We start from the raw sequence: 21,169 nt of genomic DNA, 5'->3' as shown, positions 1-21,169 counted from the left end.
GGCAATCTGGATTCGATGAAAAAACAGTTCTTGCGCTTGCGCGCACGCACGGTGTCGGGCATGGTCGCAGCCGCTTTCGCGGTCAATGCGTGGGCGGTGGATCCCTTCACCGTGCGGGACATCCGGGTCGAGGGGCTGCAGCGCGTCGAGCCCGGCACCGTCTTCGCTTCGCTGCCGTTCCGCGTGGGCGACCAGTACAACGACGAGAAAGGCCTGGCCGCCATCCGCGCCCTGTTCGGCCTGGGCCTGTTCAAGGACGTCCGCCTGGAAGTCGCCAACGACGTCCTGGTGGTGATCGTCGAGGAGCGCCCCACCATCGCCGACGTCGATTTCTCCGGCACCAAGGAATTCGAGAAGGATTCGCTCAAGAAGGCGCTGCGCGAGGTCGGCCTCACCGAGGGCCGCCCGTACGACCAGTCGCTGGCCGACCGCGCCGAGCAGGAACTGCGCCGCCAGTACATCAACAAGAGCCTGTACGGCGCCGAGGTGGTGACCACCGTCACCCCCGTGGAGCGCAACCGCGTCAACCTCACCTTCACCGTGACCGAAGGCGAGCCCGCGCGCATCAAGGACATCCGCATCGTCGGCAACAAGGCGTTCGGCGAGGGCACCCTCAAGCGCCTGTTCGACCTGGACACCGGCGGCTTCCTGTCCTGGTACACCAAGTCCGACCGCTACTCGCGCGCCAAGCTCAATGCCGACCTGGAGACGCTGCGCTCGTACTACCTGAGCCGCGGCTACCTGGAGTTCCGCATCGACTCCACCCAGGTGTCGATCTCGCCGAACAAGCAGGACATCACCATCACGGTCAACGTCACGGAGGGCGAGCGCTTCGTCGTCACGGGCGTCAAGCTCGATGGCAACTACCTCGGCAAGGAAGACGAGTTCAAGTCGCTCGTGAAGATCCAGCCGGGCGAGGCCTACAACGCCGACCGCGTGACCGAGACCACCAAGGCGTTCACCGACTACTTCGGCAGCTTCGGCTACGCCTTCGCGCAGGTCGAGGCCCGGCCCGAGATCGACCGCGCCAACAACCGCGTGGGCATCACGCTGCTGGCCGAGCCGTCCCGCCGCGCCTACGTGCGCCGAGTCAACATCGGCGGCAACAACCGCACCCGCGACGAAGTCGTGCGGCGCGAATTCCGCCAGTTCGAGTCGAGCTGGTACGACGGCGACAAGATCAAGCTCTCGCGCGACCGCGTCGACCGCCTGGGCTTCTTCAAGGAGATCAACGTCGAGACCGTCGACGTGCCGGGCGCGCCCGACCAGGTCGACCTGAACGTCAACGTGGTCGAGAAGCCCACCGGCAGCCTGCAGCTGTCGGCCGGCTTCTCCAGCGCCGACAAGCTGGCGCTGGGCTTCTCGATCAAGCAGGAGAACGCCTTCGGCTCCGGCCAGTACCTGGGCGTGGAGGTCAACACCAGCGCGTACAACAAGACGCTGGTGTTCAGCAACACCGACCCGTACTTCACCCAGGACGGCATCTCCCGCACGATCGACCTGTACCACCGCAGCTCCAAGCCGTATGCGCAGCAGGGCGGCAACTACTCGCTGTCCACCAGCGGCGCCGGCCTGCGATTCGGCGTGCCGTTCAGCGAGTTCGACACGGTGTACTTCGGCCTGAGCGCCGAGCGCACGCAGATCAACCCGGGCACCAACATCCCGGCGTACTACCTCAACTACGGCGAGAAGATCGGCTACACGAGCAACCTGTTCCCGTTCACGCTCGGCTGGGGCCGCGACAACCGCGACAGCGTGCTGGCGCCCACCACCGGCCGCCTGCAGCGCGTCAACGGCGAGCTGGGCCTGCTGGGCGACACGCAGTACGTGCGGGCGAACTACCAGTACCAGCAATACATCCCGCTGAACAAGCAGTTCACGTTCGCCTTCAACGGCGAGGTGGGCTGGGGCCAGGGACTGGGCGGCAAGCCGTTCCCGATCTTCAAGAACTTCTACTCGGGCGGCCTGGGGTCGGTGCGCGGCTTCGAGCAGGGCACGCTCGGCCCGCGCGACGTCACCGGCGCCATCGTGGGCGGCCAGCGCAAGCTGACCCTCAACGCCGAAATCATGGCCCCGTTCCCCGGGGCCGGCAACGACCGCACGCTGCGCATGTTCGGCTTCACCGACCTGGGCAACGTCTGGTCCGACACCCAGCCGGTGCGCCTGAACGAGCTGCGCGCCTCCGCCGGCGTGGGCATTTCCTGGATCTCGCCGGTGGGCCCGCTGCGCCTGGCGGTGGCCAAACCCGTCAAGAAATTCGCTGGCGATAGAATCCAGACCCTTCAATTCCAGATCGGAACCTCTTTCTAATGAAGTATCTGAGCCGTCACTCCCTGTGGGCCTTGCTGGCTGCACTGGCGTTCGCCATGCCCGCGCTGGCGCAGGAATTCCGCGTCGGCTTCGTCAACACCGACCGCGTCTTCCGCGAAGCCAACACCGCCAAGTCCGCGCAGGCCAAGCTCGAGCAGGAATTCTCCAAGCGCGAGAAGGACCTGAACGACCTGGGCAATTCGCTCAAGGCCGCCTCCGACAAGTTCGAGCGCGAGGCGCCCACGCTGTCGGAGAGCCAGCGCCAGCAGCGCCAGAAGCAGCTGATCGACCAGGACCGCGAATTCCAGCGCAAGCGCCGCGAGTTCCAGGAAGACCTCAACGCCCGCAAGAACGAGGAGCTGCAGCAGGTCCTCGAGCGCGCCAACCGCGTCGTCAAGCAGGTGGCCGAGCAGGAGAAGTTCGACCTCGTCCTGCAGGAAGCGGTCTACATCAACCCGAAGTACGACATCACCGACAAGGTGATCCGGGCGTTGAACGCCGTCAAGTGAGCCCGCGGTGCAGCTCCGTCTGGGCGATCTGGTCGACTCGCTCGGCGGCGAGCTCCACGGCTCCCGCGATGCCGTCGTCGACGGGCTCGCACCGCTCGAATCGGCCACGGCCACCCAGCTCAGCTTCCTGAGCAATCCCCGCTACCAGCAGCAGCTGGCGGCCTCGGCCGCCGGCTGTGTCATCGTCGCGCCCGCCATGCGCGAGGCGGCGCTGGCCCGCGGCGCGGCGATCGTCGCCGCCGATCCCTACCTCTATTTCGCCCGCGTCACCCAGCTGTGGAAGGCGCGCGTGGCGCCGCCCGCCGGCCCGGCCGTCCATCCGAGCGCGGTGGTCGATCCCGACGCGGTCGTCGACCCGACGGCGCGCATCGGCCCGCTGTGCGTGGTGGAGCGCGGTGCGCGCATCGGCGCCGGCACCGTCCTCATGGCCCGGGTCCATGTCGGCGAGCGCTGCGTCATCGGCCAGCGCTGCGTGCTGCACCCCGGCGTGGTGATCGGTGCCGACGGCTTCGGCTTCGCGCCCAACCAGGGCGCCTGGGAGAAGATCGAGCAGCTGGGCGCGGTGCGTATCGGCGACGACGTCGAGATCGGCGCCAACACCTGCATCGACCGCGGCGCGCTGGCCGACACGGTGATCGAGGACGGCGTGAAGCTGGACAACCTGATCCAGGTCGGCCACAACGTGCGCATCGGGCGGCACACCGCCATCGCCGGCTGCGCCGGCATCGCGGGCAGCGCCACCATCGGCGCGCACTGCACCATCGGCGGCAGCGCCGGCATCCTGGGGCACCTGACCATCGCCGACCACGTGCACGTTTCATCGTTCTCGCTGGTCACGCGGTCGATCGCCAAGCCGGGCCACTACACCGGCATCTTCCCCATCGACGACAATGCCGCCTGGGAGAAGAACGCAGCCTCGCTCAAGCAGCTGCATGCCCTGCGCGAACGCGTGCGGGCCCTCGAGAAAAAAAGCCAGCCATGATGGACATCCACCAGATCCTCAAGCTCCTGCCGCACCGCTACCCGATCCTCCTGGTCGATCGCGTGCTGTCGGTCGACCTCGGCAAGAGCATCCGCGCCGTCAAGAACGTCACGATCAACGAGCCGTTCTTCACGGGCCATTTCCCGCACCGCCCGGTCATGCCGGGCGTGCTGATGCTCGAGGCGATGGCGCAGGCCGCCGCGCTGCTGTCGTTCGCCACCCAGGGCGTCACGCCCGACGACAAGACGGTCTACTACTTCGCCGGCATCGATGCGGCGCGCTTCAAGCGCCCGGTCGAGCCGGGCGACCAGCTCGTCATGGACGTCGAGCTGCTGCGCGCCAAGGCCGGCATCTACAAGTTCAAGGGCACCAGCCGCGTGGGCGACGAGATCGCCTGCGAGGCCGAGCTCATGTGCACCATGAGGACCGTGGCCTGAGCATGGCGATCCACGCCACCGCCATCGTCGACCCGGGCGCCCAGATCGACAGCTCGGTGGAGATCGGCCCGTACGCGGTCATCGGACCGCACGTGCGCATCGGCGCCGGCACCACCGTGGGCCCGCATGCGGTCATCGAGGGCCACACCACCATCGGGCGCGACAACCGGATCTTCCAGTTCGCCTCGCTCGGCGCGATCCCGCAGGACAAGAAGTACAACGGCGAACCGTGCGAGCTGGTGATCGGCGACCGCAACACGATCCGCGAGTTCACCACCTTCAACATCGGCTCGCCGGGCGGCGGCGGCGTCACCCGCGTGGGCAACGACAACTGGCTGATGGCCTACGTGCACCTGGCGCACGACTGCATCGTGGGCGACCACACCATCTTTGCCAACAACTCGCAGCTGGCCGGCCACGTCGAGGTGGGCGACTGGGTCATCCTCGGCGGCTTCACTGTCGTGCACCAGTTCGTGCGCATCGGCGCCCATGCGATGACGGCGATGTGCTCGGTGCTGTTCGCCGACCAGCCGCCGTTCGTGATGAGCCAGGGCCAGCCGGCCCGCGCCCGCTCGATGAACTTCGAGGGCCTGCGCCGGCGCGGCTTCTCGCCCGCGCGCATCTCGGCCGTCAAGGCCATGCACAAGGCGCTGTACCGCGACGGCCTCACGCTCGACGAGTCGCGCCAGCGCATCGCCCGGCTCGGCGAGGGCACGCCCGAAGCGCAGCCCGACGTCGCGCTGATGCTCGACTTCCTCGGCCGCGTGAATCCGCAGCGCGGCATCGTCCGCTAGTGGACCAGTCCCCGACGCCGCCGCGGTTCGCCATGGTCGCGGGCGAGGCGTCCGGCGACCTGCTGGCCGGCCTGCTGCTGGGCGGCATGCGCCAGCGCTGGCCCGACCTCCAGGCCGGCGGCATCGGCGGCCCGCGCATGGCGGGGCAGGGCTTCGAGGCCTGGTGGCCGTCCGACAAGCTGGCCGTGCGCGGCTACGTCGAGGTGCTGCGGCACTACCGCGAGATCGTCGGCATCCGGCGCGACCTCAAGGCCCGCCTGCTGCGCGAGCGGCCGGGCCTGTTCATCGGCGTCGACGCGCCCGACTTCAACCTCGACCTCGAGGTCGACCTGCGCACGGCGGGCCTCCGCACCGTGCACTTCGTCTGCCCGTCCATCTGGGCCTGGCGGCCCGAGCGGATCGACAAGATCCGGCAGGCCTGCGACCACGTGCTGTGCATCTTCCCGTTCGAGCCGGCCCTGCTGCGCGGCCGCGGCGTGCCGGCCACCTATGTCGGGCATCCGCTGGCGAACGTCATTCCGCTGGATCCGGACCGGGCCGCCGCCCGGGCGGCGCTCGGCCTGCCGGCCGATGGCGAGGTGGTCGCCATCCTGCCCGGCAGCCGCGCGTCGGAGGTGCAGTACCTGGCCGAGCCGTTCTTCCAGGCCGCCGCGCTGCTGCAGCGCCAGCGGCCGGGCGTGCGGTTCGTGGTGCCGGCGCTGCCGGCCCTGCGCGCGCCCATCGCGGCCGCGGCCGCCCGAGCCGGGCTGGCGGACGGGCTGGCCATCGTCGAAGGCCGCTCGCACGAGGTGCTGGCCGCCTGCGACCTGACGCTCATTGCCAGCGGCACCGCGACGCTGGAGGCGGCCTTGTTCAAGCGGCCGATGGTGATCGCCTACCGCATGAACACGCTCAGCTGGCACATCATGCGGCGCAAGCAGATGCAGCCGTGGATCGGCCTGCCCAACATCCTGTGCGAGGACTTCGTCGTGCCGGAGTTGCTGCAGCACGACGCGACCCCCGCCGCGCTGGCCCGCGCCCTGTTGGAATGGCTGCACGCTCCTGCCAGAATGGCGGCCGTTCAGGAGAGATTCACCGTGCTGCATCACCAGCTGCGGCGCGACACGGCAAGACTGGCGACGGATGCGATCGAAGAAGTTATCGAAGGGTGAGCAGGCCCGCCTGGCCTGGGATCCCGCGGGCCTGATGGCCGGCGTGGACGAGGCCGGCCGCGGCCCGCTGGCGGGACCGGTGGTGGCGGCGGCCGTGATCCTGGACGACACCAAGCGCATCCGCGGCATCGCCGACTCCAAGCAGCTCACGCCGCTGCAGCGCGAGCGCCTGTACGACCAGATCATGGACAAGGCCCTGTGCTGCTCGGTGGCCGAGGCCAGCGTCGCCGAGATCGACACGCTGAACATCTACCACGCCACCATGCTGGCGATGAAGCGCGCCGTCGAGGGCCTGCGGCTCAAGCCCGCCAAGGTGCTGGTGGACGGCAACGCCCTGCCGCGCATCGAGGTGCTGGCCGAGGCCCTGGTCGGCGGCGACGCCAAGGTCAAGGCGATCTCGGCCGCCTCCATCCTCGCCAAGGTGCACCGCGACCGCCTGCTGGCCCAGCTGCACGAGGAATTCCCGCAGTACGGCTTCGCCTCCCACAAGGGCTACGGCACGCCCGAGCACCTGCAAGCGCTGCGGGTGCACGGCGCGTGTCCGCACCATCGCCGCTTCTTCAGTCCGGTCGCCGCCACGATGACCCTGGCGCCCGGCGGCGGCGTCACGGTCACGGTGCTGTGACCGCCGTCCCGGACGTCATCCGCTCGGCGTCGAATCCGCAGTTCAAGGCCCTGCGCCAGCTGGCGCAGGACAGCACGGCCTGGCGCAAGCAGGGCCGCGTCTGGCTCGAGGGCGACCATCTCTGCCGTGCCGCGGTCGCGCGCGGCGTGGCGCCGCTGCTGGCCGTCCAGGCCGAATCCTGTCCGCCCGCGCAGCGCCTGCCCGCCGCATCCACCCTGGTCCTGGCCGATCCGCTGTTCACCGCACTCAGCGCGCTGGAGTCGCCGGCCCGCATGGGCTTCGTGATCCCGGTGCCCGTGCCCGCCGGGCTGCGCGGCGATGCCCCGACCGTGGTGCTCGACCGGCTGCAGGACGCGGGCAACGTGGGCGCGATCCTGCGCAGCGCGGCCGCCTTCGGCTTTCGCCAGGTCGTCGCGCTCAGGGGCACGGCCTCGCTTTGGTCGCCCAAGGTGCTGCGCGCCGGCATGGGGGCGCACTTCGGCCTGGCGTTGTTCGACGCGGCCGAGCCGGCGCTGCTCGACGCGCTGACGGTGCCGCTGCTGTCCACCAGTTCGCACGAGGGCGAGTTCCTGCACCGCGCGCGACTGCCCTGGCCCTGCGCCTGGGTGCTCGGCCATGAAGGGCAGGGCGTGTCGCCGGAGATCGCCGCGCGCTCGGCGGCGAAGGTGCGCATCGCGCAGCCCGGCGGCGAGGAATCTCTGAATGTCGCGGCCGCCGCCGCGATCTGCCTGCACGCCAGCGCCGCGGCCATGGTGGCCTGAGGCCCGCGATGGCCCCGGGGGCAGGGACGGCACTACGGCCCGGGCTATAATCAGTGGCTTTCCCGCAACCCGTACGCCTAGCGCAGCCGAAGCTCCTCCCCTGAACAAAAGCAACACCGACTGAGGCCGTGGCCGTCGGCTGTGGTTTGGGCGTACCCGACACCGAATTCGGAGAACCCAGTGCTTCTGTCCCAACAGGGAGATCTTTCCCCCGCCATCCTGGCGCTCGCAGACGGCACGGTCTTTGTCGGCACTTCGATCGGAGCCACCGGCTCCACCAGCGGCGAGGTCGTGTTCAACACGTCCCTCACCGGCTACCAGGAAATCCTCACCGACCCGAGCTACTGCCGGCAGATCGTCACCCTGACGTATCCGCACATCGGCAACTACGGCGTCAACGAGGAGGACGTCGAAGCCAGCAAGGTCCACGCCGCCGGGCTGATCATCCGCGACCTGCCCCTGGTCGCCTCGAACTTCCGCGCCAGCCTCACGCTGTCGCAGTACCTGCGGCGCGAGAACACGGTGGGCATCGCCGACATCGACACCCGCAAGCTCACGCGGCTGCTGCGCACCAAGGGCGCGCAGAACGGCTGCATCCTGGCGCTCGCGCCGGGGCAGCAGGTGACGCCCGCGCACCTGGAGCAGGCGATCGCCGAGGCGCGCAAGGCGCCGTCCATGACCGGCCTGGACCTGGCCAAGGTGGTCTCGACCACCCGGTCCTATGGCTGGGAGCAGACCGAGTGGCACCTGGGCAGCGGCTACGGCCACCAGGGCACGCCCAAGTATCACGTGGTCGCCTTCGACTACGGCGTGAAGATGAACATCCTGCGCATGCTCGCCGAGCGCGGCTGCAAGGTCACCGTGGTGCCGGCCCAGACGTCGGCCGCCGAGGTGAGGAAGCTCAACCCCGACGGCGTGTTCCTCTCCAACGGCCCGGGCGACCCCGAGCCCTGCGACTACGCCGTCGCCGCCACGCGGGAGCTGGTCGACGCCGGCTACCCGACCTTCGGCATCTGCCTGGGCCACCAGATCCTGGCGCTGGCCTCCGGCGCCAAGACCTTCAAGATGAAGTTCGGCCACCACGGCGCCAACCACCCGGTCAAGGACCTGGACAACGGCCGCGTGTCCATCACCAGCCAGAACCACGGCTTCGCGGTGGACGAGAAGACGCTGCCCGCCAACCTGCGCGCGACCCACGTCTCGCTGTTCGACGGCACGCTGCAGGGCCTGGCCCGCACCGACCGTCCGGCGTTCTGCTTCCAGGGCCACCCGGAAGCCTCGCCCGGCCCGCACGACATCGGCTACCTGTTCGACAAGTTCACGGCCTTGATGGACCAGAAGACGAAGTAAGACATGCCCAAGCGCACAGACATCAAGAGCATCCTCATCATCGGCGCCGGCCCGATCATCATCGGCCAAGCGTGCGAGTTCGACTACTCCGGCGTGCAGGCCTGCAAGGCCCTGCGCGAGGAGGGCTTCAAGGTCATCCTGATCAACTCCAACCCGGCGACGATCATGACCGACCCGGCCACGGCCGACGTCACCTACATCGAGCCGATCACCTGGCAGACGGTCGAGAAGATCATCGCCAAGGAAAAGCCCGACGCGATCCTGCCCACCATGGGCGGCCAGACGGCGCTGAACTGCGCGCTGGACCTGTGGCGCAACGGCGTGCTGGACAAGCACGGCGTCGAGCTGATCGGCGCGACGCCCGAGGCGATCGACAAGGCCGAGGACCGCCTGAAGTTCAAGGACGCGATGACCAAGATCGGTCTCGGCTCGGCACGCTCGGGCATCGCGCACTCCATGGACGAGGCCTGGGCGGTGCAGAAGAGCGTGGGCTTTCCCACCGTCATCCGCCCCAGCTTCACGCTCGGCGGCACCGGCGGCGGCATCGCCTACAACGCCGAGGAATTCGAGGTCATCTGCAAGCGCGGCCTGGAGGCCTCGCCCACCAGCGAGCTGCTGATCGAGGAATCGCTGCTCGGCTGGAAGGAGTACGAGATGGAGGTGGTCCGCGACAAGGCGGACAACTGCATCATCATCTGCTCGATCGAGAACCTGGACCCGATGGGCGTGCACACCGGCGACTCGATCACGGTCGCGCCGGCGCAGACGCTCACCGACAAGGAATACCAGATCATGCGCAACGCGTCGCTCGCGGTGCTGCGCGAGATCGGCGTGGACACGGGCGGCTCGAACGTGCAGTTCGCGGTCAACCCGAAGGACGGCCGCATGATCGTGATCGAGATGAACCCGCGCGTGTCGCGGTCCTCGGCGCTCGCCTCCAAGGCCACGGGCTTCCCGATCGCCAAGGTCGCGGCCAAGCTGGCCGTCGGCTACACGCTCGACGAGCTGCGCAACGAGATCACGGGCGGTGCCACGCCGGCCAGCTTCGAGCCGTCGATCGACTACGTCGTCACCAAGATCCCGCGCTTCGCCTTCGAGAAATTCCCGACGGCAGACAGCCACCTCACCACCCAGATGAAGTCGGTGGGCGAGGTGATGGCCATGGGCCGCACCTTCCAGGAATCGTTCCAGAAGGCGCTGCGCGGCCTGGAGGTCGGCGTCGACGGCATGAACGAAAAGACCCAGGACCGCGAGGTGCTGGAAAAGGAACTGGGCGAGCCGGGCCCCGAGCGCATCTGGTACGTGGGCGACGCCTTCGCGCAGGGCATGACCGTCGCCGAGGTCCATGACCTGACCAAGATCGACAACTGGTTCCTGGTGCAGATCGAGGAGATCGTGAAGATCGAGCTCGAGCTGGACAGGCTGGTGGCCGCCAAGGGCGAGGGCGCGCTGGCGTCGCTGGAAGAGAAGACGCTGCGCACGCTCAAGCGCAAGGGCTTTTCCGACCGGCGCCTGGCCAAGCTGCTCAAGACCACCGACAAGGCCGTGCGCGAAGCGCGCAAGAAGCTGGGCGTGCGCCCGGTCTACAAGCGCGTGGACACCTGCGCCGCCGAGTTCGCCACCAACACCGCCTACATGTACTCGACCTACGAGGACGAGTGCGAGGCCGAGCCGACCGACAAGAAGAAGATCATGGTGCTGGGCGGCGGGCCCAACCGCATCGGCCAGGGCATCGAGTTCGACTACTGCTGCGTGCACGCGGCGCTGGCGCTGCGCGAGGACGGCTACGAGACCATCATGGTCAACTGCAACCCGGAGACGGTGTCGACCGACTACGACACGTCCGACCGGCTGTACTTCGAGCCGCTGACGCTCGAGGACGTGCTCGAGATCGTCGACAAGGAAAAGCCCGCCGGCGTGATCGTGCAGTACGGCGGCCAGACGCCGCTGAAGCTGGCCCTGGGCCTGGAGGCCGAGGGCGTGCCCATCGTCGGCACCAGCCCCGACATGATCGACGCCGCCGAGGACCGCGAGCGCTTCCAGAAGCTGCTGCAGCAGCTCGGCCTGCGCCAGCCGCCCAATGCCACGGCCCGCACCGAGGCCGAGGCGCTGGAGAAGGCCCAGGCGCTGGGCTACCCGCTGGTCGTGCGCCCGAGCTACGTGCTGGGCGGCCGCGCGATGGAGATCGTGCACGAGCAGCGCGACCTGGAGCGCTACATGCGCGAGGCGGTGAAGGTGTCCAACGACTCGCCCGTGCTGCTGGACCGCTTCCTGAACGACGCGATCGAGTGCGACGTCGACTGCCTCTCCGACGGCAAGCGCACCTTCATCGGCGGCGTGATGGAGCACATCGAGCAGGCGGGCGTGCACTCGGGCGACTCGGCGTGCTCGCTGCCGCCGTACTCGCTGTCGCAGGCCACGATCGACGAACTCAAGCGCCAGACCGCCGCCATGGCCAAGGGCCTGAACGTCGTGGGCCTGATGAACGTGCAGTTCGCGATCCAGCAGATCGACGGCCAGGACGTGATCTACGTGCTGGAGGTCAACCCGCGCGCGTCGCGCACGGTGCCCTACGTGAGCAAGGCCACGGGCATCCAGCTGGCCAAGGTCGCGGCGCGCTGCATGGTGGGCCAGTCGCTCGACCAGCAGGGCATCGGTGCCGAGGTGACGCCGCCGTACTTCAGCGTCAAGGAAGCGGTGTTCCCGTTCGTCAAGTTCCCCGGCGTGGACACCATCCTCGGCCCCGAGATGAAGTCCACCGGCGAGGTGATGGGCGTGGGCAAGACCTTCGGCGAGGCCTTCGTCAAGAGCCAGATCGGCGCCGGCACCAAGCTGCCGCGCCCGACCGACGCGGTGCGCAAGGTGTTCCTGACCGTGAAGAACGGCGACAAGCCGCGCGCGGTGGAAGTCGCGCGCCAGCTGGCGGCGCAGGGCTTCGAGCTGATCGCCACCAAGGGCACGGCGGCCGCCATCTCGGCCGCGGGCATCGCCTGCGAGACGGTGAACAAGGTCACCGAGGGCCGCCCGCACGTGGTCGACATGATCAAGAACAACGAGATCTGCATGGTGATCAACACCGTGGAGGAGCGTCGCAACGCGATCGCCGACTCGCGCGCGATCCGCACCTCGGCGCTGCTTGCCCGCGTGACCACGTTCACCACCATCGCCGGCGCCGAGGCGGCGGTCGAGGGCATGAAGTACGTGGACAACCTGGGCGTGGTCTCGTTGCAGGAGCTGCACGCGCAGCTGCGCTGAGCATGGACGCGCTCGTCACGCTCGACGTCCACGACTGGTCCGCCGCGGCGTCCGATCCGCGCTGGATCGCCGCGGTCGAGGCGGGGCAGGTGCTGTACTTCCCGCGGCTGGCGTTTGCGCTCGGCGACGCCGAGCGAGCGCTGCTGCGCCCGCAGTTGCTGGCCGACGGCGTGCGCAACATCAGCCTGGACGCCAACGGCCAGCTCAAGGGCGTCGCGGGCGACGCCGCCGTGCAGCAGGCCGTCGCCGGGCTGATGGCGCGTTTCGCCGGGCAGGCGAGGGCGCTGGTGCGCGGCCTGTTCCCGGCCTACGACGCGCAACTGCGCCCGGCCCCGACGAGCCTGCGGCCGGCGCAGGTCTCGACCCGCCGGCAGTCGGTGCGCGCCGACGACCGGCGCCTCCACGTCGACGCCTTCCCCTCGCGGCCCAACTACGGCGAGCGCATCCTGCGCGTGTTCACCAACGTCAACCCGGCCGGCGAGCCGCGCGTCTGGCGCGTGGGCGAGCCGTTCGAGGACCTGGCGCGCCGCTACCTGCCGCAGGCCAGGCCGTATTCGCCCGTGCAGGCACGGCTGCTGCGGGCGCTGCGCGTGACCAAGTCGCTGCGCAGCGAGTACGACCACCTGATGCTGCAGCTGCACGACCTGATGAAGGCCGACGAGCGCTACCAGGCCGAGGCGCCGCAGCAGCGGGTGGAGTTCCCGGCCGGCTCGACCTGGGTGTGCTTCTCCGACCACACGCTGCATGCGGCCATGGGCGGCCAGTACATGATGGAGCAGACGTTCCACCTGCCCGTGTCGGCCCAGTACGAGCCCGCCGCCAGCCCCCTGGGCATCCTGACGCGGCTGGTCGGCCGGCCCCTGCAGGGGGCGCCGCTGCCGCCGGCGGCCTGAGCGGGCGGGCGAACCGCCGAGCCGGCGGCCCGGGTATCATTCAGGCCACAAGAACACCGCCGGTCGGCAACGGTCGGCGGTTTTCCTTTGGTTCAACGGAAATCACACACATGGCCACCATCCCCATCACCAAGCGCGGCATCGAGAAGCTCAAGGCCGAGCTGCACGAGCTCAAGACCGTGCAGCGCCCGGCCGTGATCAACGCCATCGCCGAGGCGCGGGCGCAGGGCGACCTGTCCGAGAACGCCGAGTACGACGCGGCCAAGGACCGCCAGGGCTTCATCGAGGGCCGCATCCGCGAGCTCGAAGGCAAGCTGGCCGCGGCCCAGGTGATCGACCCGACCGCGCTGGATGCCGGCGGCAAGGTCGTGTTCGGCGCGACCGTCGAGCTCGAGGAGGAAGACTCGGGCGAGACCGTGAAGTACCAGATCGTCGGCGAGGACGAGGCCGACCTGAAGGAAGGCCTGATCAACATCTCCAGCCCGATCGCCCGCGCGCTGATCGGCAAGGAAGAGGGCGACACCGCGGAAGTGCAGGCGCCCGGCGGCGTCAAGCGCTACGAGATCGTCGCGGTCCACTACCTCTGATCCCATGGGCTGGCGGCAGCGCGTCCCGGTGCTGGCGGCGGCCCTCTGGTGGGGCAGCCTGTGTGCCATCGGCTTCCTCGCCGTGCCGCTGCTCTTTGCCAGCCTGCCGACGCCGGCGCTGGCCGGCCAGACGGCGGCGCGCCTGTTCACCGCCCAGACCTGGGTGACGCTCGGCTGCGGGGTGTTGATCCTGATGGCTGCACGCGAGCCGGGGCAGCCGCCCCGCATGGACTGGGCGCGTGGCGCCCTGGCCTTCGTCCTGGCCGGCATACTGCTGGCGCTGCTGGCCGAATTCGGCGTGGCGCCCCGCATCGTCGCGCGCGAGAACCTGCGCCTGTGGCACGGCGTCGGCAGCGCGATGTACGCGCTGCAATGGGTCTGTGCCCTGGTCGTCTTGTGGCGCGTGACCGGCGCGGCGCCCGCCGAAGCCGTTCATCCCGGCGCAGGCCGGGATCCACGTTAGTCGACTCAGCCGGCCAGCCGGGCCTCAGCCCAACCGCCCCTTCTTCACCGACTTCTGCTTCGGCTTGGCGCGCTTGACCTGGCCCCCGGGGGTCAGGCGCTGGTTGCCCAGCACGCGCAGGGTCTTGACTTCGGGCCGCTGGCCGCCGCGCTTGCTGTACTTCAGGACCTTGAAGTCGCGCGGGCCGGGCATGCGGTCCTCGTCGACCTCCTTGGCCTTGGGCGGCTGGGGGCGCCAGAGCACCAGCAGCTTGCCGATGTGCTGGATCGGCGCCGCGCCCAGCTCGTCGCACAGCCGGCGGTAGACGGCCTCGCGTTGCTCGCGGTCGTCGCCGAGCACGCGCACCTTGATCAGCCCGTGGGCATTGAGCGCCGCGTCGGTCTCCTTCACGACTGCCGGCGTCAGCCCGTCGTTGCCGATCATCACCACGGGATCCAGGTGGTGGGCTTCGGCGCGGTGCGCCTTGCGTTCGGCGATGGTCAGTTCGATTGCGGGCATGACCGGTATTATCCCCGCCCACCCGAGGCACGCATTTGAAAGTCAAGACCAAGAGCAAGAAGGTCAACAAGGCCTGGCTGAACGACCACGTCAACGATCCTTACGTCAAGCTGGCGCAGAAGGAGGGCTTCCGCGCGCGCGCCGCGTACAAGCTCAAGGAAATCGACGAAGCACTGGGCCTGATCAAGCCTGGCCACCTGGTGGTCGACCTGGGCTCGACCCCCGGCGCCTGGAGCCAGTACGTGCGGCGCAAGCTGTCCCCCCAGGGCGCCGCGGCGGGCGAACTCGACGGCACCATCATCGCCCTGGACATCCTGCCGATGGAGCCGGTCGAGGGCGTGGTCTTCCTGCAGGGCGACTTCCGCGAGCCCGAGGTGCTGGCCCGCCTGGAGCAGGCGGTCGGCGGGCGCAAGGCCGACGCCGTGGTGTCGGACATGGCGCCCAACCTGTCGGGCATCGAGTCGGCCGACGCGGCCCGCATCAGCCACCTGGTGGAGCTGGCCGTGGAGTTCTCGCGCACCCACCTCAAGCCCGAAGGCGCGCTGGTGGCCAAGGTGTTCCACGGCAGCGGCTACAGCCAGCTGGTGAAGCTGTTCAAGGAAACTTTCCGGGTCGTCAAGCCTCTGAAGCCCAAAGCTTCCCGCGACAAGTCCTCCGAGACCTTCCTGGTGGGCATCGGCCTGAAGAAGCCCGCCGGCTGATTCCGTTGCGCCAGTGACGGGATGTCACCTTTTCGCCTATGGTTTCCGTAGCGAAATTGCATCATTCCACCACTTGAAACCCCTAGAATGGGCCGTAACTAGGCTAGGGCGTTCCCGCCCGTGTCCACGCTTCTCCGGAGTCTGAGTTGAACAATCAGTGGTTCTCCAAAATCGCCGTCTGGCTCGTCATCGCGCTCGTGCTGTTCACGGTGTTCAAGCAGTTCGACACGCGCGGCGCCGCCGGTGCGAGCGTGATGGGCTATTCGGACTTCCTCGAGGAAGTGCGCGGTCGCCGCATCAAGCAGGCCGTCATCCAGGAGGGCCAGGGCGGCACCGAGATCGTTGCCGTCACCAACGATGACCGCAAGATCCGCACCACCGCCACCTACCTGGATCGCGGCCTGGTCGGCGACCTGATCAACAACGGCGTCAAGTTCGACGTCAAGCCGCGCGAGGAAGGCTCACTGCTCATGACGCTGCTCGTGAGCTGGGGGCCGATGCTGCTGCTCATTGGCGTGTGGATCTACTTCATGCGCCAGATGCAGGGCGGCGGCAAGGGCGGTGCGTTCTCGTTCGGCAAGAGCAAGGCGCGCATGCTCGATGAGAACAACAACCAGGTCACCTTCGCCGACGTCGCCGGCTGCGACGAGGCCAAGGAGGAGACCAAGGAAGTCGTCGACTTCCTGAAGGACCCGCAGAAATTCCAGAAGCTCGGTGGCCGCATCCCGCGCGGCCTGCTGCTGGTCGGCCCCCCCGGCACCGGCAAGACGCTGCTGGCCAAGGGCATCGCCGGCGAGGCCAAGGTGCCGTTCTTCTCGATCTCCGGCTCCGACTTCGTCGAGATGTTCGTCGGCGTGGGCGCGGCCCGCGTGCGCGACATGTTCGAGAACGCCAAGAAGAACGCCCCCTGCATCATCTTCATCGACGAGATCGACGCCGTCGGCCGCCAGCGCGGCGCCGGCCTGGGCGGCGGCAACGACGAGCGCGAGCAGACCCTCAACCAGATGCTGGTGGAGATGGACGGCTTCGAGACCAACCTCGGCGTGATCGTCATCGCGGCCACCAACCGGCCGGACATCCTGGACGCCGCGCTGCTGCGCCCGGGCCGCTTCGACCGCCAGGTCTACGTGCAGCTGCCGGACATCCGCGGCCGCGAGCAGATCCTGAACGTGCACATGCGCAAGATCCCGATCGGCCAGGACGTCAAGGCCGAGATCATCGCGCGCGGCACCCCGGGCATGTCCGGCGCCGACCTCGCCAACCTGTGCAACGAGGCCGCGCTGATGGCCGCCCGCCGCAACGCGCGCGTCGTCGAGATGCAGGACTTCGAGAAGGCCAAGGACAAGATCCTGATGGGCCCGGAGCGCAAGAGCATGGTCATGCCCGAGGAGGAGCGCCGCAACACGGCCTACCACGAGTCCGGCCACGCCCTGATCGGCAAGCTGCTGCCCAAGTGCGACCCGGTGCACAAGGTCACCATCATCCCGCGCGGCCGCGCGCTGGGCGTGACCATGAGCCTGCCCTCGCAGGACCGCTACAGCTACGACCGCGAGTACATGCTCAACCAGATCAGCATGCTGTTCGGCGGCCGCATCGCGGAAGAGGTGTTCATGAACCAGATGACCACCGGCGCCAGCAACGACTTCGAGCGGGCCACGCACCTGGCGCGCGACATGGTCATGCGCTACGGCATGTCCGACGCGCTGGGCCCGATGGTCTATGCCGAGAACGAGGGCGAGGTGTTCCTGGGCCGCTCGGTCACCAAGACCACCAACATCAGCGAGCAGACCATGCAGAAGGTCGATGGCGAGGTGCGCCGCATCATCGACGAGCAGTACGCCCTGGCCCGCAAGCTGATCGAGGACAACCAGGACAAGATGCACGCCATGGCCAAGGCCCTGCTCGAGTGGGAGACCATCGACGCCGAGCAGCTGGACGACATCATGGCCGGCAAGGACCCGCGTCCGCCCAAGGACTTCACGCCGCGCACGCCGTCCTCGGGCGGCGGTTCCGGCGGCAGCCCCGTGGTCACCGAACCGTCGCCCACGGCAGCCTGAAAGAGCCATCCCGGCAACCTCGACAAGGGCCCTCGCGGGCCCTTGTCGCTTGTCGGGCTGGCGCACAATCCAGGCCCATGCTCTGGCAGACCACGCGATTCCGCATCGACCTGGCGCGTCCCCGGGTGATGGGCATCGTCAACGTCACGCCGGACTCGTTCTCCGACGGCGGCCGGTACGACGACCCCCGCACGGCCGTGGAGCGTTGCGAGCAGCTGGTGCGAGACGGCGCCGACCTGCTGGACCTGGGCGCCGAATCGACCCGGCCCGGCACGCCGCCCGTGCCGCTGCAGGAGGAACTGGCCCGGCTCCTGCCCGTGCTGCGCGAGGCCGTGCGGCTGCAGGTGCCGGTGTCCGTGGACACGTACAAGCCCGAAGTGATGCGTCAGGCGCTGGACGCCGGCGCCGACATCGTGAACGACATCTGGGCGCTGCGCCAGCCGGGCGCGCGCGAGGCGGTCGCGGCGCATCCGGCCTGCGGCGTCTGCCTGATGCACATGCATGGCGAACCGCGCACGATGCAGCTGTCGCCGATGGGCGGCGATCCGGTCGCCGCGGTGCGCGACTTCCTGCAGCGGGAAGCGGCGGTGCTGCGCGGCCTGGGCGTTGCCGCCGGGCGCATCGTGCTCGATCCGGGCATCGGCTTCGGCAAGACGCCGGACCAGAATTTCGCGCTGCTGGCCCGCCAGCGGGCCCTGCTCGACCTGGGCTACCCGCTGCTGGCCGGCTGGTCGCGCAAGTCCTCGCTCGGGCAGGTGACCGGCCTGCCGGTGGGCGAGCGCATGGTGCCCAGCGTGGCCGCGGCCTTGCTCGCGGTGGAGCGGGGCGCCCGGGTCGTGCGCGTGCACGACGTCAAGGACACCGTGGCGGCCCTGAAGGTCTGGGTGGCCGCCAGCGAAGGGACAGGGAAGGAATGAACATGAGCAGAAGCTATTTCGGCACCGACGGCATCCGGGGCACCGTGGGCCAGCCCCCCATCACGCCCGACTTCGTGCTGCGCCTCGCGCACGCGGTGGGCCGCGTCCTCAAGCGCACCGAGGAGCGCCCCACGGTCCTGATCGGCAAGGACACGCGCATCTCCGGCTACATGCTGGAGAGCGCGCTGGAGTCCGGCTTCAATTCGGCCGGCGTGGACGTGACGCTGCTCGGCCCGCTGCCCACGCCCGGCGTCGCCTACCTCACGCGCGCCCAGCGCGCCAGCCTCGGGGTGGTGATCAGCGCCAGCCACAACCCGTACGCCGACAACGGCATCAAGTTCTTCAGCGCGCAGGGCACCAAGCTGCCTGATGCCTGGGAGCAGGCGGTGGAGGCCGCGCTCGACGAGCCCGCCGTCTGGGTGGACTCGGCCAGCCTGGGCAAGACCCGGCGCCTGGACGACGCGGCGGGCCGCTACATCGAGTTCTGCAAGAGCACGTTCTCCAACGACCTCACGCTGCGGGGCCTGTCGATCGTGGTCGACGCGGCCAACGGCGCGGCGTACCACATCGCCCCCAAGGTGTTCCACGAACTCGGGGCCGAGGTGCACTGCATCGGCTGTTCGCCCGACGGCCTGAACATCAACAAGGGCTTCGGCGCCACGCATCCCGACGCGCTGGTCAGGACCGTGCGCGATCGGGGCGCCGATTTCGGCGTCGCCCTGGACGGCGACGCGGACCGGCTGCAGATGGTGGACGGCGACGGGCGCCTGTACAACGGCGACGAGCTGCTGTACCTGATGGTGGCGGACCGGCAGTCGGCCGGCGAGCGCGTGCCCGGCGCCGTCGGCACGCTGATGACGAACATGGCCATCGAGCTCGCGCTGCGCGCGCGCGACGTCGAGTTCGTGCGCGCCAAGGTCGGCGACCGCTACGTGCTCGAGGAACTCGAGAAGCGCGGCTGGCTGCTCGGCGGCGAGGGCTCCGGCCACCTGCTGGCCCTGGACAAGCACACCACCGGCGACGGCCTGATCAGCGCGCTGCAGATCCTCAAGGCCAGCGTGCGCAGCGGCCGCAGCCTCGCGCAGCTGCTCGAGGGCGTGACGCTCTATCCGCAGACGCTGGTCAACGTGCGCCTGCAGCCCGGGCAGGACTGGAAGCAGAGCCGCGGGCTCGCGCAGGCGCAGCTCGAGCTCGAGCAGCAGCTCGGCGGGCGCGGGCGCATCCTGATCCGGCCGAGCGGCACCGAACCGGTGGTGCGCGTGATGGTGGAGGCGCAGGAGGAGAAGCTGGCGAGCGGCGGCGCCAAGTCGCTGGCCGACGCGATCCGCGCCGGCTGATGGCGGCGCAGGTCGTCGCCGTCCACCGCAGCGGCAGCCACAGCTTCAGCAAGTTCGCCGAGGAGGCGATCACGCTGGTGGCTGGGCTCGGCGTGGAGGGCGACGCGCATGCGGGCCGCACGGTGAAGCACCGCTCGCGCGTGCGCCGCGATCCGTCGCAGCCCAACCTGCGGCAGGTGCACCTGCTGCACGCCGAGCTGTTCGACCAGCTGATGGAGCAGGGCTTTCCGGTCTGGCCCGGCGAGCTGGGCGAGAACGTCACGACGCGCGGGCTGGACCTGCTGTCGCTGCCCGCGGGGACGCGCCTGCAATTCGGCGCCGGGGCGCAGGTCGAGCTCACCGGGCTGCGCAACCCGTGCTCGCAGATCGACCGATTCCAGCAGGGCCTCATGGCCGCGGTGCTGGATCGCGACGCCGCCGGCGCGCTGGTGCGCAAGGCCGGCGTGATGGCGGTGGTGCTGGCGGCGGGGGAGGTCCGGCCCGGCGACCCGATCGCGGTGCACCTGCCGCAGCCACCGCACCGGGCGCTCGAGCCGGTCTGAGCCACCCGCGGCCGGCTGCCGCCGGCCGTGACGGCGGCATGGCTGCCTTTCGGCGGGGGCGTGTCACGCCACTGCCATCGGGCTGCCACGCGCGAGTCACCCGGCCTTCGCACACTGCGGCCATCCAAGAGGAGCGCCGACGTGAACGAACTGCCCACGCCCACCCTGCCGCTGTCGCCCGTGTCGCTGCCCCGGGGGTCGCTTCATCGACCTCCTGCGCAGCAGCCTGGTGCGCAGCGTGGCGCGATTGCGGTGGCCTGGGCGCGGCACCAGGACGAGGTCCGCGAGGCCCAGCGCCTGAGATACCAGGTCTTCGCGGGCGAGATGGGCGCCCGGCTCGATGGTGTCGTGCCCGGCCACGACGTCGACCTGTTCGACGACTTCTGCGAGCACCTGCTGGTGCGCGATGCGGCCACGCGCGCCGTGGTCGGCACGTACCGCGTGCTGACGCCGGCCCAGGCCCGGCGCGTGGGCAGCACCTACAGCGACACCGAGTTCGACCTCACGCGGCTGCGCGGCCAGCGCGAGCGCATGGTCGAACTGGGGCGCAGCTGCGTGCACGCCGACCACCGCCAAGGCGGCGTGATCCTGGCCCTGTGGGGCGCGCTCGCCGGGTTCATGGTTCGCAACCGCCTCGACACCATGATCGGTTGCGCGAGCATCCCGATGCTGCACAACGGCATCGTCAGCGGGCATGCCGCGGCCAGCATCTGGAACCAGGTGCGTCGCACGCACCTGGCGCCGATCGAGGACCAGGTGCTGCCGCGGCTGCCGCTGCCGTTGGAGCGGCTCGACGGCTCGCTGCCGGTCGAACCGCCGGCGCTGATCAAGGGCTACCTGCGCCTGGGCGCCAAGGTGCTGGGCCCGCCGGCGTGGGATCCCGACTTCAACACGGCGGACCTGCCGATGCTCATGCGCATCGGCGACCTGCCGCCGCGCTACCGCAAGCACTTCCTCGGCCACTAACGCCCGCAGGCCGAAGGCGAGCCGCAGGCGCGGT

At 69.4% G+C, this 21,169-nt stretch carries 20 protein-coding genes; 19 read left to right on the top strand and 1 reads right to left on the bottom strand.

Annotated elements, in window-relative coordinates:
* Window positions 1–15: 15 nt before the first annotated feature.
* From bamA to AC3ANR_RS13305, 13 genes are all read left to right on the top strand, one after another.
* Complete coding sequence (gene bamA, locus AC3ANR_RS13365; RefSeq protein WP_488288594.1) at window positions 16–2,310, top strand: outer membrane protein assembly factor BamA; 2,295 nt, start codon at window positions 16–18, stop codon at window positions 2,308–2,310.
* Window positions 2,310–2,819 (top strand): OmpH/Skp family outer membrane protein, encoded by a 510-nt coding sequence (locus tag AC3ANR_RS13360; RefSeq protein WP_488288593.1) that lies wholly within the window; start codon window positions 2,310–2,312, stop codon window positions 2,817–2,819. Before bamA ends, AC3ANR_RS13360 begins: the two co-directional genes overlap by 1 nt.
* 7 nt (window positions 2,820–2,826) lie before the next feature.
* Window positions 2,827–3,801, top strand: a complete 975-nt coding sequence (lpxD, locus tag AC3ANR_RS13355; protein ID WP_488288592.1) for a UDP-3-O-(3-hydroxymyristoyl)glucosamine N-acyltransferase — start codon at window positions 2,827–2,829, stop codon at window positions 3,799–3,801.
* Entirely contained in the window at window positions 3,798–4,238 is a 441-nt protein-coding gene (fabZ, locus tag AC3ANR_RS13350; protein ID WP_488288591.1) for a 3-hydroxyacyl-ACP dehydratase FabZ, read from the top strand. The genes lpxD and fabZ overlap by 4 nt, the downstream gene beginning before the upstream one ends.
* Before the next feature lie 2 nt (window positions 4,239–4,240).
* The gene (lpxA, locus tag AC3ANR_RS13345) at window positions 4,241–5,032 is read left to right on the top strand and encodes an acyl-ACP--UDP-N-acetylglucosamine O-acyltransferase (protein ID WP_488288590.1); all 792 of its coding nucleotides are present in this window, start codon (window positions 4,241–4,243) and stop codon (window positions 5,030–5,032) included.
* Between the two features lie 32 nt (window positions 5,033–5,064).
* Window positions 5,065–6,183 carry a lipid-A-disaccharide synthase gene (lpxB, locus tag AC3ANR_RS13340; protein ID WP_488291811.1) on the top strand — a complete coding sequence of 373 codons (1,119 nt, stop codon included), beginning with the start codon at window positions 5,065–5,067 and terminating at the stop codon, window positions 6,181–6,183.
* Complete coding sequence (gene rnhB, locus AC3ANR_RS13335) at window positions 6,155–6,808, top strand: ribonuclease HII (RefSeq protein ID WP_488288589.1); 654 nt, start codon at window positions 6,155–6,157, stop codon at window positions 6,806–6,808. Before lpxB ends, rnhB begins: the two co-directional genes overlap by 29 nt.
* A complete protein-coding gene (locus AC3ANR_RS13330) occupies window positions 6,805–7,569 on the top strand; it encodes a TrmH family RNA methyltransferase (protein ID WP_488288588.1) in 765 nt (254 codons plus the stop codon). The genes rnhB and AC3ANR_RS13330 overlap by 4 nt, the downstream gene beginning before the upstream one ends.
* A gap of 180 nt (window positions 7,570–7,749) precedes the next feature.
* Entirely contained in the window at window positions 7,750–8,919 is a 1,170-nt protein-coding gene (carA, locus tag AC3ANR_RS13325; protein ID WP_488288587.1) for a glutamine-hydrolyzing carbamoyl-phosphate synthase small subunit, read from the top strand.
* A 3-nt stretch (window positions 8,920–8,922) separates the two neighbouring features.
* Window positions 8,923–12,174: a carbamoyl-phosphate synthase large subunit gene (gene carB, locus AC3ANR_RS13320; RefSeq protein ID WP_488288586.1), complete on the top strand. Its 3,252-nt coding sequence runs from the start codon at window positions 8,923–8,925 to the stop codon at window positions 12,172–12,174.
* Window positions 12,175–12,176: 2 nt separating this feature from the next.
* Complete coding sequence (gene kdoO, locus AC3ANR_RS13315) at window positions 12,177–13,067, top strand: Kdo hydroxylase KdoO (RefSeq protein WP_488288585.1); 891 nt, start codon at window positions 12,177–12,179, stop codon at window positions 13,065–13,067.
* Between the two features lie 110 nt (window positions 13,068–13,177).
* Entirely contained in the window at window positions 13,178–13,654 is a 477-nt protein-coding gene (gene greA / locus AC3ANR_RS13310; RefSeq protein ID WP_488288584.1) for a transcription elongation factor GreA, read from the top strand.
* Window positions 13,655–13,658: 4 nt separating this feature from the next.
* A complete protein-coding gene (locus AC3ANR_RS13305; RefSeq protein WP_488288583.1) occupies window positions 13,659–14,117 on the top strand; it encodes a DUF4149 domain-containing protein in 459 nt (152 codons plus the stop codon).
* A 24-nt stretch (window positions 14,118–14,141) separates the two neighbouring features.
* On the opposite strand, the gene AC3ANR_RS13300 is transcribed toward AC3ANR_RS13305, so the two are convergent.
* Window positions 14,142–14,615 (bottom strand): YhbY family RNA-binding protein, encoded by a 474-nt coding sequence (locus tag AC3ANR_RS13300; RefSeq protein WP_488288582.1) that lies wholly within the window; start codon window positions 14,613–14,615, stop codon window positions 14,142–14,144.
* A 35-nt stretch (window positions 14,616–14,650) separates the two neighbouring features.
* On the opposite strand from AC3ANR_RS13300, the gene AC3ANR_RS13295 reads away from it, so the two are divergent.
* The 6 genes from AC3ANR_RS13295 (at window position 14,651) to AC3ANR_RS13270 (ending at window position 21,135) form a co-directional block, all read left to right on the top strand.
* Window positions 14,651–15,316 carry an RlmE family RNA methyltransferase gene (locus tag AC3ANR_RS13295; RefSeq protein ID WP_488288581.1) on the top strand — a complete coding sequence of 222 codons (666 nt, stop codon included), beginning with the start codon at window positions 14,651–14,653 and terminating at the stop codon, window positions 15,314–15,316.
* Window positions 15,317–15,462: 146 nt separating this feature from the next.
* Entirely contained in the window at window positions 15,463–17,373 is a 1,911-nt protein-coding gene (gene ftsH / locus AC3ANR_RS13290; RefSeq protein WP_488288580.1) for an ATP-dependent zinc metalloprotease FtsH, read from the top strand.
* Window positions 17,374–17,450: 77 nt separating this feature from the next.
* Entirely contained in the window at window positions 17,451–18,290 is an 840-nt protein-coding gene (gene folP, locus AC3ANR_RS13285; RefSeq protein ID WP_488288579.1) for a dihydropteroate synthase, read from the top strand.
* Between the two features lie 2 nt (window positions 18,291–18,292).
* Window positions 18,293–19,627, top strand: a complete 1,335-nt coding sequence (gene glmM, locus AC3ANR_RS13280) for a phosphoglucosamine mutase (RefSeq protein WP_488288578.1) — start codon at window positions 18,293–18,295, stop codon at window positions 19,625–19,627.
* Window positions 19,627–20,169 (top strand): MOSC domain-containing protein, encoded by a 543-nt coding sequence (locus AC3ANR_RS13275; protein WP_488288577.1) that lies wholly within the window; start codon window positions 19,627–19,629, stop codon window positions 20,167–20,169. The genes glmM and AC3ANR_RS13275 overlap by 1 nt, the downstream gene beginning before the upstream one ends.
* Window positions 20,170–20,310: 141 nt before the next feature.
* Complete coding sequence (locus tag AC3ANR_RS13270) at window positions 20,311–21,135, top strand: GNAT family N-acetyltransferase (RefSeq protein ID WP_488288576.1); 825 nt, start codon at window positions 20,311–20,313, stop codon at window positions 21,133–21,135.
* Window positions 21,136–21,169: the final 34 nt, after the last annotated feature.

It is taken from the genome of Ramlibacter sp. JJN2-2R (assembly GCF_057747835.1).
The sequence above is the reverse complement of the archived record's forward strand: the minus strand, read 5'-3'. Positions and strand labels throughout refer to the sequence as shown.

Coding starts and splice junctions, on each gene's coding strand:
- rnhB (WP_488288589.1), top strand. CDS start 6,155: ATGCGATCGAAGAAGTTATCGAAGGGTGAGCAGGCCCGCCTGGCCTGG.
- folP (WP_488288579.1), top strand. CDS start 17,451: ATGCTCTGGCAGACCACGCGATTCCGCATCGACCTGGCGCGTCCCCGG.
- AC3ANR_RS13305 (WP_488288583.1), top strand. CDS start 13,659: ATGGGCTGGCGGCAGCGCGTCCCGGTGCTGGCGGCGGCCCTCTGGTGG.
- greA (WP_488288584.1), top strand. CDS start 13,178: ATGGCCACCATCCCCATCACCAAGCGCGGCATCGAGAAGCTCAAGGCC.
- fabZ (WP_488288591.1), top strand. CDS start 3,798: ATGATGGACATCCACCAGATCCTCAAGCTCCTGCCGCACCGCTACCCG.
- AC3ANR_RS13275 (WP_488288577.1), top strand. CDS start 19,627: ATGGCGGCGCAGGTCGTCGCCGTCCACCGCAGCGGCAGCCACAGCTTC.
- AC3ANR_RS13360 (WP_488288593.1), top strand. CDS start 2,310: ATGAAGTATCTGAGCCGTCACTCCCTGTGGGCCTTGCTGGCTGCACTG.
- kdoO (WP_488288585.1), top strand. CDS start 12,177: ATGGACGCGCTCGTCACGCTCGACGTCCACGACTGGTCCGCCGCGGCG.
- lpxB (WP_488291811.1), top strand. CDS start 5,065: ATGGTCGCGGGCGAGGCGTCCGGCGACCTGCTGGCCGGCCTGCTGCTG.
- bamA (WP_488288594.1), top strand. CDS start 16: ATGAAAAAACAGTTCTTGCGCTTGCGCGCACGCACGGTGTCGGGCATG.
- lpxA (WP_488288590.1), top strand. CDS start 4,241: ATGGCGATCCACGCCACCGCCATCGTCGACCCGGGCGCCCAGATCGAC.
- carB (WP_488288586.1), top strand. CDS start 8,923: ATGCCCAAGCGCACAGACATCAAGAGCATCCTCATCATCGGCGCCGGC.
- AC3ANR_RS13300 (WP_488288582.1), bottom strand. CDS start 14,615: ATGCCCGCAATCGAACTGACCATCGCCGAACGCAAGGCGCACCGCGCC.
- glmM (WP_488288578.1), top strand. CDS start 18,293: ATGAGCAGAAGCTATTTCGGCACCGACGGCATCCGGGGCACCGTGGGC.